General features: G+C 70.6%; 19 protein-coding genes. 10 read left to right on the top strand and 9 right to left on the bottom strand.

Going from position 1 to position 16,162, the window contains the following annotated elements:
- Positions 1 to 87: 87 nt before the first annotated feature.
- From rpsF to rplI, 4 genes are all read left to right on the top strand, one after another.
- Complete coding sequence (rpsF, locus tag ACIBNE_RS12465; RefSeq protein ID WP_006604399.1) at positions 88 to 378, top strand: 30S ribosomal protein S6; 291 nt, start codon at positions 88 to 90, stop codon at positions 376 to 378.
- Positions 379 to 451: 73 nt separating this feature from the next.
- The gene (locus ACIBNE_RS12460) at positions 452 to 1,054 is read left to right on the top strand and encodes a single-stranded DNA-binding protein (protein WP_399271484.1); all 603 of its coding nucleotides are present in this window, start codon (positions 452 to 454) and stop codon (positions 1,052 to 1,054) included.
- Between the two features lie 43 nt (positions 1,055 to 1,097).
- Positions 1,098 to 1,334: a 30S ribosomal protein S18 gene (rpsR, locus tag ACIBNE_RS12455; protein ID WP_005315025.1), complete on the top strand. Its 237-nt coding sequence runs from the start codon at positions 1,098 to 1,100 to the stop codon at positions 1,332 to 1,334.
- 18 nt (positions 1,335 to 1,352) lie between these two features.
- The gene (gene rplI / locus ACIBNE_RS12450) at positions 1,353 to 1,799 is read left to right on the top strand and encodes a 50S ribosomal protein L9 (RefSeq protein WP_399271483.1); all 447 of its coding nucleotides are present in this window, start codon (positions 1,353 to 1,355) and stop codon (positions 1,797 to 1,799) included.
- Between the two features lie 88 nt (positions 1,800 to 1,887).
- On the opposite strand, the gene ACIBNE_RS12445 is transcribed toward rplI, so the two are convergent.
- Positions 1,888 to 3,225 (bottom strand): MATE family efflux transporter, encoded by a 1,338-nt coding sequence (locus ACIBNE_RS12445; protein WP_399271482.1) that lies wholly within the window; start codon positions 3,223 to 3,225, stop codon positions 1,888 to 1,890.
- Between the two features lie 424 nt (positions 3,226 to 3,649).
- On the opposite strand from ACIBNE_RS12445, the gene dnaB reads away from it, so the two are divergent.
- Both dnaB and ACIBNE_RS12435 read left to right on the top strand, forming a co-directional pair.
- Entirely contained in the window at positions 3,650 to 5,116 is a 1,467-nt protein-coding gene (gene dnaB / locus ACIBNE_RS12440) for a replicative DNA helicase (RefSeq protein WP_399271481.1), read from the top strand.
- 105 nt (positions 5,117 to 5,221) lie between these two features.
- The gene (locus ACIBNE_RS12435) at positions 5,222 to 6,607 is read left to right on the top strand and encodes a serine hydrolase domain-containing protein (protein WP_399271480.1); all 1,386 of its coding nucleotides are present in this window, start codon (positions 5,222 to 5,224) and stop codon (positions 6,605 to 6,607) included.
- Positions 6,608 to 6,698: 91 nt separating this feature from the next.
- On the opposite strand, the gene ACIBNE_RS12430 is transcribed toward ACIBNE_RS12435, so the two are convergent.
- Entirely contained in the window at positions 6,699 to 7,166 is a 468-nt protein-coding gene (locus tag ACIBNE_RS12430) for a GNAT family N-acetyltransferase (protein WP_399271479.1), read from the bottom strand.
- Positions 7,167 to 7,204: 38 nt separating this feature from the next.
- Entirely contained in the window at positions 7,205 to 7,663 is a 459-nt protein-coding gene (locus ACIBNE_RS12425; RefSeq protein WP_399271478.1) for a MarR family winged helix-turn-helix transcriptional regulator, read from the bottom strand.
- A gap of 143 nt (positions 7,664 to 7,806) precedes the next feature.
- Between ACIBNE_RS12425 and ACIBNE_RS12420 the strand changes: the two genes are divergently transcribed.
- Positions 7,807 to 9,075 carry an MFS transporter gene (locus tag ACIBNE_RS12420; RefSeq protein WP_399271477.1) on the top strand — a complete coding sequence of 423 codons (1,269 nt, stop codon included), beginning with the start codon at positions 7,807 to 7,809 and terminating at the stop codon, positions 9,073 to 9,075.
- On the opposite strand, the gene ACIBNE_RS12415 is transcribed toward ACIBNE_RS12420, so the two are convergent.
- On the bottom strand, positions 9,006 to 9,866 hold the full coding sequence (locus tag ACIBNE_RS12415) for a GNAT family N-acetyltransferase (protein WP_399271476.1): 861 nt from the start codon (positions 9,864 to 9,866) through the stop codon (positions 9,006 to 9,008). The genes ACIBNE_RS12420 and ACIBNE_RS12415 overlap by 70 nt on opposite strands.
- Positions 9,867 to 9,871: 5 nt before the next feature.
- Positions 9,872 to 10,417, bottom strand: a complete 546-nt coding sequence (locus ACIBNE_RS12410) for a DUF2269 domain-containing protein (RefSeq protein ID WP_399271475.1) — start codon at positions 10,415 to 10,417, stop codon at positions 9,872 to 9,874.
- A gap of 76 nt (positions 10,418 to 10,493) precedes the next feature.
- Between ACIBNE_RS12410 and ACIBNE_RS12405 the strand changes: the two genes are divergently transcribed.
- The gene (locus ACIBNE_RS12405; protein ID WP_399271474.1) at positions 10,494 to 11,120 is read left to right on the top strand and encodes an HAD family hydrolase; all 627 of its coding nucleotides are present in this window, start codon (positions 10,494 to 10,496) and stop codon (positions 11,118 to 11,120) included.
- 171 nt (positions 11,121 to 11,291) lie between these two features.
- Positions 11,292 to 12,431 carry a globin domain-containing protein gene (locus tag ACIBNE_RS12400; RefSeq protein WP_399271473.1) on the top strand — a complete coding sequence of 380 codons (1,140 nt, stop codon included), beginning with the start codon at positions 11,292 to 11,294 and terminating at the stop codon, positions 12,429 to 12,431.
- Positions 12,432 to 12,477: 46 nt separating this feature from the next.
- On the opposite strand, the gene ACIBNE_RS12395 is transcribed toward ACIBNE_RS12400, so the two are convergent.
- The 4 genes from ACIBNE_RS12395 to ACIBNE_RS12380 all read right to left on the bottom strand — a co-directional run bounded on the left by ACIBNE_RS12395 (position 12,478) and on the right by ACIBNE_RS12380 (position 15,686).
- A complete protein-coding gene (locus ACIBNE_RS12395; RefSeq protein ID WP_399271472.1) occupies positions 12,478 to 12,957 on the bottom strand; it encodes an NUDIX domain-containing protein in 480 nt (159 codons plus the stop codon).
- A 62-nt stretch (positions 12,958 to 13,019) separates the two neighbouring features.
- On the bottom strand, positions 13,020 to 13,916 hold the full coding sequence (locus ACIBNE_RS12390) for a LysR family transcriptional regulator (RefSeq protein ID WP_399271471.1): 897 nt from the start codon (positions 13,914 to 13,916) through the stop codon (positions 13,020 to 13,022).
- 217 nt (positions 13,917 to 14,133) lie between these two features.
- On the bottom strand, positions 14,134 to 15,303 hold the full coding sequence (locus ACIBNE_RS12385; protein ID WP_399271470.1) for a cystathionine gamma-lyase: 1,170 nt from the start codon (positions 15,301 to 15,303) through the stop codon (positions 14,134 to 14,136).
- A gap of 5 nt (positions 15,304 to 15,308) precedes the next feature.
- Positions 15,309 to 15,686: a phage holin family protein gene (locus ACIBNE_RS12380; protein ID WP_399271469.1), complete on the bottom strand. Its 378-nt coding sequence runs from the start codon at positions 15,684 to 15,686 to the stop codon at positions 15,309 to 15,311.
- A 51-nt stretch (positions 15,687 to 15,737) separates the two neighbouring features.
- Here ACIBNE_RS12380 and ACIBNE_RS12375 point away from each other — a divergent pair, with 51 nt between their 5' ends.
- Positions 15,738 to 16,055, top strand: coding sequence for a cupin domain-containing protein (locus ACIBNE_RS12375; protein WP_399271468.1), 318 nt, complete (start codon positions 15,738 to 15,740; stop codon positions 16,053 to 16,055).
- Positions 16,056 to 16,162 lie beyond the last annotated feature (107 nt).

Genomic DNA, 16,162 nt, shown 5'->3' with positions numbered 1-16,162 from the left:
GTGGCGGCCGATACCGTTGCTCACGCATCACGACCCTCCTGCCACGGAACGACCGTGGCCGCTGAGTCCAAAGGAGGTGGGTTCCACATGCGTCACTACGAGGTGATGGTCATCCTCGACCCCGATCTGGAGGAGCGCGCTGTCTCCCCCCTGATCGAGAACTTCCTCTCCGTCGTCCGTGAGGGCAACGGAAAGGTCGAGAAGGTCGACACCTGGGGCCGTCGTCGTCTCTCGTACGAGATCAAGAAGAAGCCCGAGGGCATCTACTCGGTCATCGACCTGCAGGCCGAGCCTGCGGTCGTCAAGGAGCTCGACCGCCAGATGAACCTGAACGAGTCGGTCCTCCGGACCAAGGTCCTCCGCCCCGAGACCCACTGAGCTTCTAGCTCAGAGGTCATCGGGTTCGAGTAGCAGCAAGCAGCCAGAAGCAATCCCGCCGAGAGGTTCACCCATGGCAGGCGAGACCGTCATCACGGTCGTCGGCAATCTCGTCGACGACCCCGAGCTGCGCTTCACCCCGTCCGGTGCGGCGGTCGCGAAGTTCCGTGTCGCGTCCACTCCCCGCATCTTCGACCGGCAGACCAACGAGTGGAAGGACGGCGAAGGCCTGTTCCTCACCTGCTCGGTCTGGCGTCAGGCGGCGGAGAACGTCGCGGAGTCGCTCCAGCGAGGCATGCGCGTCATCGTGCAGGGCCGGCTGAAGCAGCGGTCCTACGAAGACCGTGAGGGCGTCAAGCGCACGGTCTACGAGCTGGACGTCGAGGAAGTCGGCCCCAGCCTCAAGAGCGCCACGGCCAAGGTCACCAAGACGTCCGGTCGCGGTGGTCAGGGCGGCCAGGGTGGTTACGGCGGCGGTGGCGGCCAGCAGGGCGGCGGCAACTGGGGCGGCGGCTCCGGTGGCGGCGGCCAGCAGGGTGGCGGCGGTGCTCCCGCCGACGACCCGTGGGCCACCAGCGCCCCGGCCGGCGGCGGTCAGCAGGGCGGCGGCGGTGGCGGCTGGGGTGGAAACTCCGGCGGCTCCGGCGGCGGCTACTCGGACGAGCCGCCCTTCTAGGGCAGCTCGTACCCCCACTTCTTGATCACACAGGAGAAACACCATGGCGAAGCCGCCTGTGCGCAAGCCTAAGAAGAAGGTCTGCGCGTTCTGCAAGGACAAGACCGCTTACGTGGACTACAAGGACACGAACATGCTGCGGAAGTTCATTTCCGACCGCGGCAAGATCCGTGCCCGCCGCGTGACCGGCAACTGCACGCAGCACCAGCGTGACGTCGCCACGGCCGTGAAGAACAGCCGTGAGATGGCGCTGCTGCCCTACACGTCCACCGCGCGATAAGGGAAGGGTGACCGAAAAATGAAGATCATCCTCACCCACGAGGTCTCTGGCCTCGGTGCCGCTGGCGACGTCGTCGACGTCAAGGACGGGTACGCCCGCAACTACCTGGTCCCGCGCGGTTTCGCGATCCGCTGGACCAAGGGCGGCGAGAAGGACGTGGCGCAGATCCGCCGCGCCCGCAAGATCCACGAGATCGCCACCATCGAGCAGGCCAACGAGATCAAGGCCAAGCTCGAAGGCGTGAAGGTGCGTCTGGCCGTTCGCTCCGGCGACGCCGGCCGTCTCTTCGGCTCCGTCACCCCGGCCGACATCGCCTCGGCGATCAAGGCTGCCGGTGGCCCGGACGTCGACAAGCGCCGCGTCGAGCTCGGCTCGCCGGTCAAGACCCTGGGCTCGCACCAGGTGTCGGTGCGCCTGCACCCCGAGGTTGCCGCTCAGGTCGGCGTCGAGGTCGTTGCCGCGTAACGCAACGCTCGGCAGAGCATGAGCAGAGAGGGCCGTACCCCCGCCGGGGTACGGCCCTCCCGCTGTTTCACGTGAAACATGACCGCTCTCAGCGCGTGGCGCCCGTGACGATCCAGCGGCCCGAGCGGGCCCGTAGCCAGAGCGTCACCAGGCGGACCGCCATCATCAGGGTCATCGCCCACCACAGGGCCGTGAGGCCACCGCCGAGCGTCGGTACGAGCAGGGCGGCCGGGGCGAAGACGGCCAGGGTCACCAGCATCGCGCCCGCCAGGTACGGCCCGTCCCCCGCGCCCATCAGCACGCCGTCGAGCACGAAGACCACGCCCGCGACCGGCTGGGAGACGGCCACCACCAGGAGGGCCGGGAGCAGTGCGTCCTGGACCGCCCGGTCGCTGGTGAACAGCGGAACGAACAGCGGGCGGGCGAGCACCAGCAGCGCCCCCAGCACCACGCCGGAGACGACGCCCCACAGCACCATGCGGCGGCAGACCTCGCGGGCGCCGTCGGCGTCGTCCGCGCCCAGGTAGCGGCCGATGATCGCCTGGCCCGCGATGGCGATGGCGTCGAGCGCGAAGGCCAGCAGGCTCCACAGGGAGAGCACGATCTGGTGCGCGGCGATGTCCGTGTCGCCGAGGCGCGCCGCGACGGCGGTGGCGATCATCAGTACGGCGCGCAGCGAGAGCGTACGGACCAGCAGGGGGACGCCCGCCTGGGCGCAGGCCCTTATCCCGGCGGCGTCGGGCCGCAGCGATGCGCCGTGACGCCGGGCGCCGCGCACCACGACGACGAGGTAGACGGCGGCCATGCCGCACTGGGCGATGACGGTGCCCCAGGCCGATCCGGCGATGCCGAGGCCGACGCCGTAGACGAGGAGTGCGTTGAGAGCGGCGTTGGCCGTGAAGCCGCCGACGGCGACGTACAGGGGGGTGCGGGTGTCCTGGAGGCCGCGGAGCACTCCGGTGGCGGCGAGCACGATCAGCATCGCCGGGATGCCGAGGCTGGAGATCCGCAGGTAGGTGACGGCGTACGGGGCGGCGGTGTCGGAGGCGCCGAAGAGCTCGACCAGCCAGGGGGCGCAGGGCAGGGTGACCGCGATGACGGCGAGGCCGAGGAGCAGGGCGAGCCAGATGCCGTCCATGCCCTGCCGGATGGCTGCCTGCATGTCGCCCGCGCCCACGCGGCGGGAGACGGCGGCCGTGGTGGCGTACGCGAGGAAGACGAAGACGCTCACGGCGGTGGTGAGGAGGGCCGCGGCGACGGCGAGGCCGGCCAGTTGGGGGGTGCCGAGGTGGCCGACGACGGCACTGTCGACCATGACGAAGAGGGGCTCGGCGACGAGGGCGCCGAAGGCCGGTACGGCCAGCGCGATGATCTCGCGGTCGTGGCGTCTGCGAGGGGACTTCGACGCCGTGGGGGCCTGTGTCATGTGCTCAATCTAATCTTCCACAGGTAAGAGATGCAATGCGAGAGTGATCCTTACATCCTGGTGTGTCGCCCGCTCGTGTGTGCGCCGTTTGCAGTGATCTTGGCCCGGTCGGGAAAGTTTTTCTCCCCCACAGCCCGTGGATGGAAAAAGTGCAGGTCAGGGGCACTGTGCGAGGGCCGCTATGAGTTTGTCCACAGTGCTGTCCCCCGGTCCGTGCACAGTTTCCGCGGGGTTCTCCACAGAGTGGGGGCAGTCATCCACAGAGCCTGTGGATAACAAGATTGGCTGACGGTGCCCACGGGCCTAACGTGGACCGGCGCCCGACGCGCCGAAAACGGAGTCGGGCCGCTTGATTTGTCAGTGCCGTGCCGTAAGAAAGAGTGGCACGGCGAGGTCCGCGGAGCGGACGGGAGGAGGCGGGCCGGTGAGCATCTCCGAGCCTTTGGACGACCCCTGGGCAGAGAGCGGTCCCAGTGACCGTCTCCCCTCGCGCAAGCGCCGTGGGGAGGGCCGTGGCAGGGACGACCAGCACGACCGCGGCCGGGACGGCGACTGGGAGTCGGGCACCACGTTCGAGCGGGTGCCCCCGCAGGACCTGGACGCCGAGCAGTCGGTCCTCGGCGGCATGCTGCTCTCCAAGGACGCCATCGCGGACGTCGTCGAGATCATCAAGGGCCACGACTTCTACCGGCCCGCCCACGAGACGGTCTACCAGGCGATCCTCGACCTCTACGCCAAGGGAGAGCCGGCCGACCCCATCACGGTCGCGGCCGAGCTGGTCAAGCGGGGCGAGATCACCAAGGTCGGCGGGGCGCCGTATCTGCACACCCTCGTCCAGTCGGTGCCGACCGCGGCCAACGCCTCGTACTACGCGGAGATCGTCCACGAGCGAGCGGTGCTGCGCAGGCTCGTCGAGGCGGGCACCAAGATCACGCAGATGGGTTACGCGGCCGACGGCGACGTGGACGAGATCGTCAACTCCGCCCAGGCCGAGGTCTACGCCGTCACCGAGCAGCGCACCACCGAGGACTACCTCCCGCTCGGCGACATCATGGAGGGCGCGCTCGACGAGATCGAGGCGATCGGTTCGCGCAGCGGCGAGATGACCGGTGTGCCGACCGGCTTCACCGACCTCGACCAGCTCACCAACGGGCTGCACCCCGGTCAGATGATCATCATTGCCGCGCGTCCCGCCATGGGTAAGTCGACGCTCGCGCTGGACTTCGCCCGTGCCTGCTCGATCAAGCACAACCTGCCCAGCGTCATCTTCTCCCTCGAAATGGGGCGCAACGAGATCGCGATGCGCCTGCTGTCGGCCGAGGCGCGGGTGGCGCTGCACCACATGCGCTCGGGCACGATGACGGACGAGGACTGGACCCGGCTGGCGCGCCGGATGCCGGACGTCTCCCAGGCCCCGCTCTACATCGACGACTCGCCGAACCTGTCGATGATGGAGATCCGCGCCAAGTGCCGCCGCCTGAAGCAGCGGGCCGGCCTCAAGCTCGTGGTCATCGACTACCTCCAGCTGATGCAGTCCGGCGGCAAGCGGTCCGAGAGCCGTCAGCAGGAGGTCTCGGACATGTCGCGAAACCTCAAGCTCCTCGCCAAGGAGCTGGAGCTGCCGGTCATCGCGCTCTCCCAGCTGAACCGAGGCCCCGAGCAGCGCACCGACAAGAAGCCCATGGTCTCCGACCTCCGTGAGTCGGGATCGATCGAGCAGGACGCCGACATGGTGATCCTGCTGCACCGCGAGGACGCCTACGAGAAGGAGTCGCCGCGCGCGGGCGAGGCGGACATCATCGTCGGCAAGCACCGTAACGGCCCCACCGCGACGATCACGGTGGCCTTCCAGGGCCACTACTCGCGCTTCGTGGACATGGCGCAGACCTGATCCGCGAGGTCGTGACGGCCGAGGGGCGGGCCCGCGCGCCCATGCGCGAGACCGGTGCTGAAAAGTAGTCGACTCCCGGGTTCGGCAGCGGTAGTTCTTGGGGGCATGACGTCGACTTTTGAAGAGCTGCTGCCCAGCACGGCACGGGCCCTGCTGCATCGGATCGCCACCGGACAGTCCGAAGGGCGCGTGCCCTCGCTCGTCGGGGCGGTGGTGCGTGACGGACGGATCGTCTGGACCGGCGCACGGACGTCGGTCGACGGACACGCGCCCGACGCCGACACCCAGTACCGCATCGGGTCCATCACCAAGACCTTCACCGCGGTCCTGGTGATGCGGCTGCGCGACGAGGGGCTGCTGGACCTGGAGGACCCGCTGGAGAAGTACCTGCCGGGCACGGGCGTCGGAGAGGTGACGATCGCTCAACTTCTCACCCACAGTGCGGGGTTGAAGGCCGAGAGTCCTGCGCCGTGGTGGGAGCGGAGCCCGGCGACGTTCCGCCCGGAGCTGTCGGACGTCCTCGGCGAGCAGCCCTTGATCAATCCCCCGGGCCGCCACCACCACTACTCCAACCCCGGTTACACCCTGCTCGGTCGGCTCATCGAGACGGTGCGCGGCGTGCCTTGGGAGGAGGCGTTGCGGGAGGAGGTCCTGGAGCCGCTGGGGCTGCACCGTACGAGCGCCCAGCCGCAGGCTCCGCACGCGGGTGCCTGGGCCGTCCACCCCTGGGCGGACGTGCTGCTGCCCGAGCCGGCCGAGGACCTCGGTCTGATGGCCCCGGCGGGACAGCTCTGGTCCACGGCGGAGGACCTGTGTGCGTTCGCGGTGTTCCTCGCCGAGGGCGATGACCGGGTGCTGTGCGCGGAGACGGTACGGGAGATGCGGAGTCCGGCGTCGCCGCCGCTGCCGGGCGGCTGGGACGACGGCTACGGCCTCGGGGTGCAGCTCGCCAGGGTGGAGGGCCGCTCGCTGTCCGGGCACACCGGGTCGCTGCCGGGCTTCCTGGCGGGTCTGTGGATGAGCGTGGAGGACGGGGTCGGCGCGGTGGTGCTGGCCAACGCCACTTCGGGGCCGTACGCCGGGGTGATCGCTGCGGACCTCGTACGGATCGTCGCGGAGGCCGAGCCCCGGATCCCCGAGCCCTGGCGACCGCTGCCGGCCGCCGAGGTCTGTGAGGAACTGCTGGCGCTCACCGGACCCTGGTACTGGGGCACTTACGCCTTCGGGTTGAAGGTGACTGGGGAGCGGGGAGTGGAACTGCGCCGCCTGGACGGGGGCGGTAGGGGGTCGCGCTTCGTCGCGCAGCCGGACGGGACCTGGAAGGGGATCGACGGCTACTACACGGGGGAGACGCTCCAGGTGATGCGACGGGAGGACGGCTCGGTGAGCCATCTCGACCTGGGGTCCTTCGCCTTCACGCGCGAGCCGTACGGGCCGGATGCGGATGTGGTGCCGGGCGGAGTGGACGAGGGCGGCTGGCGCGGTCTGTGATGTTTCACGTGAAACAGGGCGATGTTTCACGTGAAACACGACGTTCGGCCGTCGCTCCGTCAGGGGGCGGCGGCCGAACGCTTTCGGATCCTCAGAGAGTCAGTTTGAAGCCGAGGTGTGAGGCTTCGAAGCCGAGCCGCTCGTAGAAGCGGTGGGCATCGGTGCGGGTGGCGTCGGAGGTGAGCTGCACCAGCTGGCAGCCCTCGCTGCGGGAGGTGTCGACGGCCCATTCGATGAGCTGGGTGCCGAGCCCGCTGCCGCGCTCGTCGGAGTGGATGCGTACGCCCTCGATGATGGAACGGGTCGAGCCGCGCCGCGACAGCCCGGGGATGACGGTGAGCTGCAGCGTGCCGACGATCTTCTCCTCGGTCCCGGAGCTCCCGCGCACGGCGACGACGACGTGCTGGTTCGGGTCGTCTACCAGCCGGGCCAGGGCCGCGGTGTACGGGGCGAGGTCGTCCGGCGACTCCCGCTGGGCGCCCAGCGGATCGTCGGCGAGCATGGCCACGATGGCGGGAAGGTCATCGGCGGTGGCGGGGCGTATGCGTAGATCGCTCATGGGGTGGAGCGTACGCGGCCAAGATCGGCCCGGACCGCTCAGACGGGCACCTTCAGCTGCTCGACGGTCCGCACCAGCGGAGCCAGTTCGGGATTCTTGGCGGCCTCGTCGAGGGCTTCGCGCAGCGCCGTGTCATTGGTGGGCCTGGCCGCCGCGAGCAGCGTGAGGCCCGCCTCGGTGACATCGGTGTAGATCCCGCGGCGGTCGGTGTCGCAGAGGTAGCGGGTGAGCAGCCCGCGGTCTTCGAGCCGGGTGACCAGGCGGGTCGTGGCGCTCTGGCTGAGCACCACGGCATCGGCGACCTGGCGCATCTGGAGGTGGCCGCCGGGCCCGCTGTGCTGGCGGCTCAGGACGTCGAGCAGGGAGTACTCGCGCACGCTCAGCCCGTGCCGCGATTCGAGGGCCTTCTCGATGTGGGACTCGATCTTCCCGTGGAGCAGGGAGAGCGCGCACCACCCCTGGGAGAGGGCGGTGAGGGCCGGGTCGGTCGCTGCCATGGGGTCTCTCCTCCGTGCGGCGGGGCGCTGTGCCTTCAGGATAGGCGACTGCCGCAATAGCCCGCGCTTGCAATTAACCCGCGTCTGCAATTATTGTGAACGCTCGTAAGGCGCAGACGCAACCTCTTGGAAGGTGTCCTCCCATGCCGCTCGCGCTCCTAGCCCTGGCCATCGGGGCATTCGGTATCGGCACCACCGAATTCGTGATCATGGGGCTGTTGCCCGAGGTCGGCGCCGACTTCGGCGTCTCGATCCCCACCGCCGGATTCCTGGTCACGGGCTATGCGCTGGGCGTCGTCCTCGGGGCTCCGCTCATGACGGTCCTGGGCACCCGCGTCAGTCGCAAGCGCATGCTGATGCTGCTGATGGGCCTGTTCATCGTCGGCAACGTGCTCTCCGCCGTCGCCCCGGTCTTCGGCGTGATGCTGGCGGGACGCGTGGTCGCCTCCCTGGCACACGGAGCGTTCTTCGGCATCGGCTCCGTCGTCGCGGCCGGCCTGGTCGCCCCGGAGAAGAAGGCCGGAGCCATCGCCATGATGTTCACCGGTCTGACCGTCGCCAATGTGATCGGCGTCCCGCTGGGCACCTACATCGGCCAGAGCATCGGCTGGCGCGCCACGTTCTTCATCGTCGCCGGGCTCGGTGTCGTCGGCCTGCTGGGCGTCGCCAAGCTCATCCCCGAGCAGGCCGGGCCCGAGGACGTACGGCTGCGCCACGAGCTCGCCGCCTTCCGCAACGTCCAGGTGCTGCTCGCCATGGCGATGACCGTGCTGGGCTTCGGCGGGGTCTTCGCCGCCATCACCTACATCAAGCCGATGATGACGGACGTCGCCGGCTACTCGGACGGTGCCGTCACCTGGCTGCTGGTCCTCTTCGGCCTCGGCATGGTCGCCGGGAACCTCATCGGCGGGAAGTTCGCCGACCGCGCGCTGATGCCGCTGCTCTACGTGTCGCTGAGCGCGCTGGCCCTGACCCTGGCGCTGTTCACGCTCACCGCGCACCACCAGGTCGCCGCGGCCGTGACCGTCTTCCTGATCGGCGGGCTGGGCTTCGCGACCGTGCCGCCGCTCCAGAAGCGGGTCCTCGACCAGGCGTCAGGCGCCCCCACCCTGGCCTCGGCGGTCAACATCGGCGCCTTCAACCTGGGCAACGCGCTCGCCGCCTGGCTCGGCGGCCTCGTCATCGGCGCGGGCTTCGGCTATACCGCCCCCAACTGGGTCGGCGCGGTGCTCGCGGGATCCGCGCTCCTGCTCGCCGTGCTCTCCAGCACGCTGGAGCGCCGTGCCACCGCCAGCGCCACCGACGACGCCGTCGGCAGCAGGATCGTCGCGGGCTCCCCCGCTCAGCCCGCCGCCACGGTGAGCGGGGCGAAGCGACGGGTCCAGTCGCCCGGGAAGTCCGCGGTGCGATAGGCCATCATCAGCGTGGAGCCGGTCTGTTCAAGGCCGCTCCGCGCTGTCCAGTCGAGGAGCGCGGTGTGCCGGGCGTCGACGTCCAGCCGCAGCGGGGCCACGACGTTCGCGGCGATTCCGGCGATCAGCGCCTGCGCGGTTTCGGTGTCCCGGGCGACCAGCGGGCCGACGCACTGGGCGCGCCCGCTCGGCCAGGCCGCCGCGTAGCCGATCAGTTCGTCCCCGTCCCGGGCGACCCGCAGCTGGTCGGCGAAGGCGGGCAGCCGCGTGATCATGTGGGTGCGGTCCGCCCCGAAGACCTCCGCGTCCAGCCGGAGGATGGCCGGCAGATCGCCCGCGGTCGCCGCCCTGGTCGACACCGCGGGGGAGGCCCCGCCGGGCCCGGGGCGGAAGACGCCGCGCACCCGGACGGCCGGTCCCTTGTGGACGAAGCCGAGCTCCTCGTACAGCTGCTTCCCCGACTCCGTGGCGAACAGGGACAGCGGGGTGTCCCCGGTCGTCTCGATCACGTGCCGCATCAGACGGCGGCCGATGCCCTGCCGCTCGTACCGTCCGGCGACCAGCAGGACGCCGACGGCGGCGAGCTCGGAGCCGTAGGACGTCACCACGCACGAGGCGGCCAGGCCCTTTCCGTCCGGGGCGTCGATGCCGTAGCCGGTGCCCGCCGAGAGCAGGAGCCCCCATCTGTGCTCGTCGCGTTCCCAGCCCCGGTCCTCGGAGAGGTCGGCACAGGCGAGCAGGTCGCCCCTGGCCAGACGACGGACGGGCAGCGTGGTGAGCTCAGTCGGCATGAAGGTCAGGCTGTCTGACGCGTAGATCGTTCGTCCACCGTTTTCCGTGAACTCGCAGTGACGCGCAGCCTCCTGCCGCGCCGGGTCAGCCCCCAGGGCTTCAGCACGGAGATCACGGTCATGAAGACGTACGAGGTTAGCGAGACGATCGGGCCCATCACCAGGTCCCTGGGCTCGGCCAGGGGCAGGCCCGCCGAGGTGGTCTCGGCGGCCTCGGTGACGCCCGGCCGCAGCAGGAAGACCGAGAGGCCGGTCGTGACGAGGGTCAGCCAGAACTTCGTGAAGACCCAGTGGTACCGGGCGAGGCCCCAGGGCGTACCGAGCGAGAGCACCAGACCGCTCACCAGGGTCAGCAGGGCCAGCGGGACGACCAGCCAGTCGGCGAAGACCTTCATGGAGCGGCAGGCCGCCTCGACCATGGGACCGGAGTCCGTGGTGAGCGCGGTGACGGCCAGGGCGAGCAGCCCGAGCGAGAGCCCGAGCCAGGCCGCGGAGGCGGTGACGTGGACGGCGAGGAGGGCCCTGCGGGCGGGCCGCTTGAGTGGTTTCACGTGAAACACCGTGCCGGGCAGCGCGCCCGACGGCGTCTGACAGCGGGAGTAACCGCGTCTACTAGCCTCGGCGTACATGACGAGGCTGCACTTCTTCGACCTGGACGGGACGCTGATGCGCGGCTCGGCCGCCGCCGTGGAGATCTCCCGCCAACTGGGCCTGCTGGACGAGATCACCGAACTGGAACGGGACTTCGTCGAGCGGGGGCTCTCGCCCGGCGACTTCGCGGTACGGGCCAGGGAACTCTGGGCCGGACTCACCGAGGAGCAGGTGGCCGCGGCCTTCGCGGGCGCGCCGTGGCTGGCCGGGATCCAGGAGGTGTGGGCGGAGATCAGGGAGCGGGGCGAGTACTGCGCGGTGATCTCGCTGTCGCCGGACTTCTTCGTCGCACGGCTGCTGGAGTGGGGCGCCCACTGCGCACACGGCTCGCTCTGGCCCGCCGTACCGTTCACCGCCCCGGTGGACCCGGCGGGCATCCTCACCGCGGACGCCAAGGTGAGGGTCGCCGGGGAACTGCGGGCGCGCTTCGGCGTGGCTGCGGCGGACTGTGTGGCGTACGGGGACTCGATGTCGGACGCGAAGATCTTCCGGGCCGTGCCCGTGACGGTCGCGGTCAACGCGGACCACCATCTGACCGGGATCGCCACGCACTCCTACACGGGCGGTGACCTGCGCGAGGCGTACGGGCTGGTCCGCGACTGAGAGTCCGGGGAGCGGCCGGAGCACGCACCTCCCGAAACAGGGACGTACCGCACGGAAGCTTAATGGTCCGTACCGCTCCCCGACCCGGACTTCACGTTCTTCGCCCGCCGTGCCCCCGTCCACTGCGACTCTGCGGCCATGTGGTCCGTGCGAGCAAGGCGAGGCACAGCGATGAACGCTCCGGCCATCATGTCCGTCCGCAAGGAGCCCTCGTCCGACGCGGTGCGCATCCGCCGCACCCTGGAGGAGATAGCCCCCGACGCGGACAAGGTCACCTCGTACTTCTACGCCCTGCTCTTCATCCGCCACCCCGAGCTGCGCGTGCTCTTCCCCGGCGCGATGGACGCCCAGCGCGACCGGCTGCTCAAGGCACTGTTCACCGCGGCCGAGCACCTGGACGACACCGCGGTGCTCACCGGCTACCTGACGCGGCTCGGCCGGGGCCACCGCAAGTACGGCACGCGTCCCGTCCACTACCCGGCGCTAGGCGAGGCGCTGCTCTCGGCGCTGAGCCGGTACGCGGGCAGCAGCTGGGACGAGGAGACCGAAGGGGCCTGGGTCCGGACGTACACCACGATCTCCCAGATCATGATCGACGCGGCGGCGGACGACGAGGAGCGTTCCCCGGCCTGGTGGCAGGCCGAGGTGGTGGCGCACGAGCTGAGGACCGCCGACATCGCGGTGGTCACCGTCCGCCCCGATCAGCCGTACCCCTTCCTGGCCGGGCAGTACACCACGCTGGAGACGCCGTGGTGGCCGCGCATATGGCGGCACTACTCCTTCGCGACCGCGCCGCGTTCCGACGGGCTGCTGTCGTTCCACGTGAAGGCCGTCCCCGCGGGCTGGGTCTCCAACTCGCTGGTGCACCACGCCCGCCCCGGCGACGTGCTACGGCTCGGTCCGCCCGCCGGTTCGATGACGGTCGACCACACCACCGACAACGGCCTGCTGTGCCTCGGCGGCGGCACCGGGATCGCCCCGATCAGGGCGCTCGTCGAGGACGTCGCCGAGCACGGCGAGCGGCGGCCGGTCGAGGTGTTCTACGGCGCCCGCAGCGACCGCGACCTCTACGACATCGACACGATGCTGCGCCTCCAGCGCTCGCACCCCTGGCTTGAGGTGCGCCCGGTGGTCGACGACCGGGCGCGGTTCCCCGACGCGGTGCGCTCCTACGGCCCGTGGACCGAGTACGACGCCTACCTCTCCGGGCCGCCCGGCATGATCCGCAGCGGTGTCCACGCGCTGAAGGGCATCGGCATCCCGGACGAGCGCATCCGCCACGACGAGCTGGAGGAGCTGGTGGCGGGCTGAGGCGCGCGGCGCGCGAGGGGCCAGGCCCCGTGCGAAAGGGCCCGGCTCAGCCCAGGTCGGGGGCGTGCATGGCGCGCACGCCCTCGATGTTGCCGTCCAGGTAGTGCCGCAGCGACAGCGGTACGAGGTGGACGGCGGCGATGCCGACGCGGCTGAACGGCACCCGCACGATCTCGTACTCCCCGCAGGGCTCGTCGACCTCGGGGCCGTGCCGCCGCGAGGTGTCCATCGACTCCAGGCGGCAGACGAAGAAGTGCTGGACCTTCACCCCCGACACCCCGCCGTCCACGATGTGCTCGACGGTGTCGACGAAGCAGGGCACCACGTCGCTGATCTTCGCGCCGAGCTCTTCGTCGACTTCGCGGTGGAGGGCGTCGACGACGGTGGCGTCCTCGGCCTCGACGCCGCCGCCCGGGGTGACCCAGTACGGATCGACGCCGGGTTTCGTGCGCTTGATGAGGACGAGGTGGTCGCCGTCGAGCAGGATGGCGCGTGCGGTGCGCTTGACCACGGGACGTTCGGTCATGGCAAGAGAGTGGCCCGCCGGACGGCTTCTGAAACGCACCGGGGCCCCCGGTCGACCAGGAGTCACCAGTCGACGGCAGCGCGCAACAGCCATTCGTGCGCCCGCGTGAGGTGCGGAAGGGCGAGCGTGCCGGTGCGTACGACGAGGAAGTACGTGCGCAGCGGCGGCACCGGCGGGTCGAGCAGCGCCACCACCTCGCCGCGCTCCAGCGCCTCCTCGCACAGGTAGCGCGGCAGCACGGCGAGTCCGGCGCCCGCGGCCGCGCACTGGAGCACGGCCCGCAGGTCGGGGGCGATCACCGTGCCGGAGGCCGCGGGGCTGGAGTCGAAGACGGCGGCCCAGTAGCGGGCGACGAACGGCAGCGACTCGTGGACCTCGACCACCGGCAGCTGCTCCAGGACCAGGGCACCCTTCTGCCGCAGCACCTGCGGGCCGAGGCGGGCGGCCCAGCGGGGCGAGGCGACCAGCACGTGCTCCTCGTCGCAGAGCGGGGTCGCGGTGAGGAGTTCGCCGCGCGGCCGGGTGGTGGCGATGGCGAGGTCGTGGTGGCCGGCCGCGAGCCCGTCCAGGGTCTCGTCGGCGCCCGCGAAGAAGGAGGAGCGCAGGGTGAGGCCCTGGGAGAGCAGCGGGGTGAGGGCGGGCAGGGCGCGCAGCGAGGTGAACTCCGGCGGCCCGGCCAGGTGCAGGGTCCGTACGCCGGACTCCTCGTCCAGTCCCGTCTCGGCGATCTCCACGAGCGCGTCGAGGTGGGGCGCGGCGCGGTGGGCCAGTTCGTCGCCGATCGAGGTGGGGGTGACGCCGCGGGCCTGGCGGAGGAAGAGCGGGCGGCCCAGCTGTCGCTCCAGGGTGCGTATCTGCGAGGTGACGGCGGGCTGGGAGAGGCCGAGGAGGGCGGCGGCGCGGGTGAAGGAACCGGCCCTGTGCACCGTGACGAACGTGCGCAGCAGGGCGAGATCCATGGCCTGCCCTCCCGGTCACATCGGCGGCATCGGACAACGATAAATATGTCGATAGGTCTCTGTCGCTACTGTGATTGGACACTGACGCAGAGTCAACTAGCCTTGTTCAGGCGGTTCTTCGCGCGTGGAACCGGGGCGGTCCGAGCCAAGAGGGGGGAGGCTCGGACCGTCCGTTGTGTGTATCGCGGGCGAGCGCGGGGGCGTACGCCGGGCGTATTCAGCGCGCCGCCGCGTCCAGCGCGCCGACCACGTCGGCCAGCAGGTCCACGGGATCCTCCGCCCCCACCGAGAAGCGGACGAACCCCTCGGACACCGCGTCGCCGCCCCACCGTCCGCGCCGCTCGGCCGTTGAGCGCACGCCGCCGAAGCTCGTCGCGTCGTCGACCAGCCGCAGCCCGGCGAGGAACCGCTCGGCGAAGGCGCGGTCCGGCAGCTCGAACGAGACCACGGAGCCGTAGCGCCGCATCTGCCGGGAGGCGACGGCGTACGAGGGGTCGGACTCCAGGCCGGGATAGCGCAGCCCGGTCACCTCGCTCCGGCCGGACAGGGTGCGGGCGAGCTCCAGCGCGGTCGCGCACTGCCGGTCCACGCGCAGTTGGAGCGTGGCCAGCGAGCGGTGGGCCAGCCAGGCTTCCATGGGCCCCGGGATCGCTCCGACGATCTTGCGCCAGCGCCGCACCCCGGCGGCCAGCTCCGCGTCCCGGCAGGTGACGTGGCCGAGCAGGAGGTCGCCGTGGCCCGTGAGGCCCTTGGTGTCACTGGCGACCGCGAAGTCCGCGCCGAGCGCGAGCGGGCGCTGTCCGAGCGGGGTGGCGAGGGTGTTGTCGACGGCGACCAGCGCGCCCGCCGCGTGCGCCGCGTCCGCGAGGCGGCGCACGTCGCACACGTCGAGCCCGGGGTTGGACGGCGTCTCGATCCACAGCAGCCGCGCCCCTTCGAGCGCGGACAGTTGGGCGTCGCCCGCCGTCGGGGCGGTGCGCACCTCGACTCCGTACGCCGTCAGCTGCTCGCCCACCAGCGGCAGCGCCTGGTAGCCGTCGTCGGGCAGCACCACCGCGTCCCCCGCGCGCACCTGGGAGAGCAGTACGGCGGACACGGCGGCCATCCCGGAGGCGAAGGCGGTCGTGACGACGCTCTCGCCGGGCGCCTCCAGCTCGCCGATCGCCCGTTCCAGGGCGGTCCAGGTGGGGTTCTCGTCCCGGCCGTAGGTGTAGGGGCCGTCGGGTTCGCCGGGCAGGTGGTAGTGGGCGGCGAAGGCCGGGCCCGGGAGGGCGGGCCGGTTCTTCACCGCTTCGGGCAGGCCGGCCCGTACCGCCCTGGTGCCGTCCCCGTCCCGGGTTCCGCCGGTGCTTCCCGGGCGTATTCCGTCGCTGTCGTCGGCCGTCATCGCGGTCAGTCCCCGTCGGGCAGCACGACGTTGAGGGCCCAGGAGACGATCGAGATGATCAGGCCGCCGACCACCGCGGTCCCGAAGCCCTCGACGTGGAAGCTCAGCTCGAACGTGTCGGCGAGCCAGGAGGTCAGCAGCAGCATGAGGGCGTTGACCACCAGGGTGATCAGGCCGAGCGTGAGGATGAACAGGGGCAGCGTCAGCAGCTTCACGACGGGCTTCACGACGAAGTTCACCAGCCCGAAGAGCAGGGCGACGACCACCAGGGTCAGCGCCTTCCTGCCCGTGCTGTCGCCGGTCAGCGTGATGTCCTTGAGCAGCCAGATGGCCACCCACAGGGCTCCCGCGTTCGCGATCGTCTTGACTACGAAATTCTTCATGTGTCTGATCGTGGCAGACCTGATCAGAACAAGCGTTGGGGCGGACGGACGATGAAGGCATTCCGACTGGACGAGCTGGAGGCGGAGCGCGCCGCCAACGACGGTGCCTATCTGCAGTTCCTGCGGGAACGGAACATGTCGGTCGGCCTGTACGCGCTGGACGCGGGCGAGCTCGACCCGCAGAACCCGCACGACCAGGACGAGGTCTACTTCGTCGTCAGCGGCCGCGCGTCGATCACGGTGGGCACCGAGACGACGCAGGTGGGGCGGGGCAGCGTGGTCTACGTACCGGCGGGAGTGCCGCACAAGTTCCACCACATCACCGAGGACCTGAGGGTCATGGTGGTCTTCTCTCCGCCTGAGAGCTGATTCGGAACTCCGGATTCCCTAGGGGTCGGGTCAGGGGAGAGCGGGGGGCGCGAGGCCCCCGTCGGCCCCTGTCCCGCGCCTAGCATCGAATCAGGAAGCGGCGGTAG

Source organism: Streptomyces sp. NPDC050504, from assembly GCF_044458065.1.
In the GTDB taxonomy this organism is placed as follows: Bacteria; Actinomycetota; Actinomycetes; order Streptomycetales; family Streptomycetaceae; genus Streptomyces.
The sequence above is the reverse complement of the archived record's forward strand: the minus strand, read 5'-3'. Positions and strand labels throughout refer to the sequence as shown.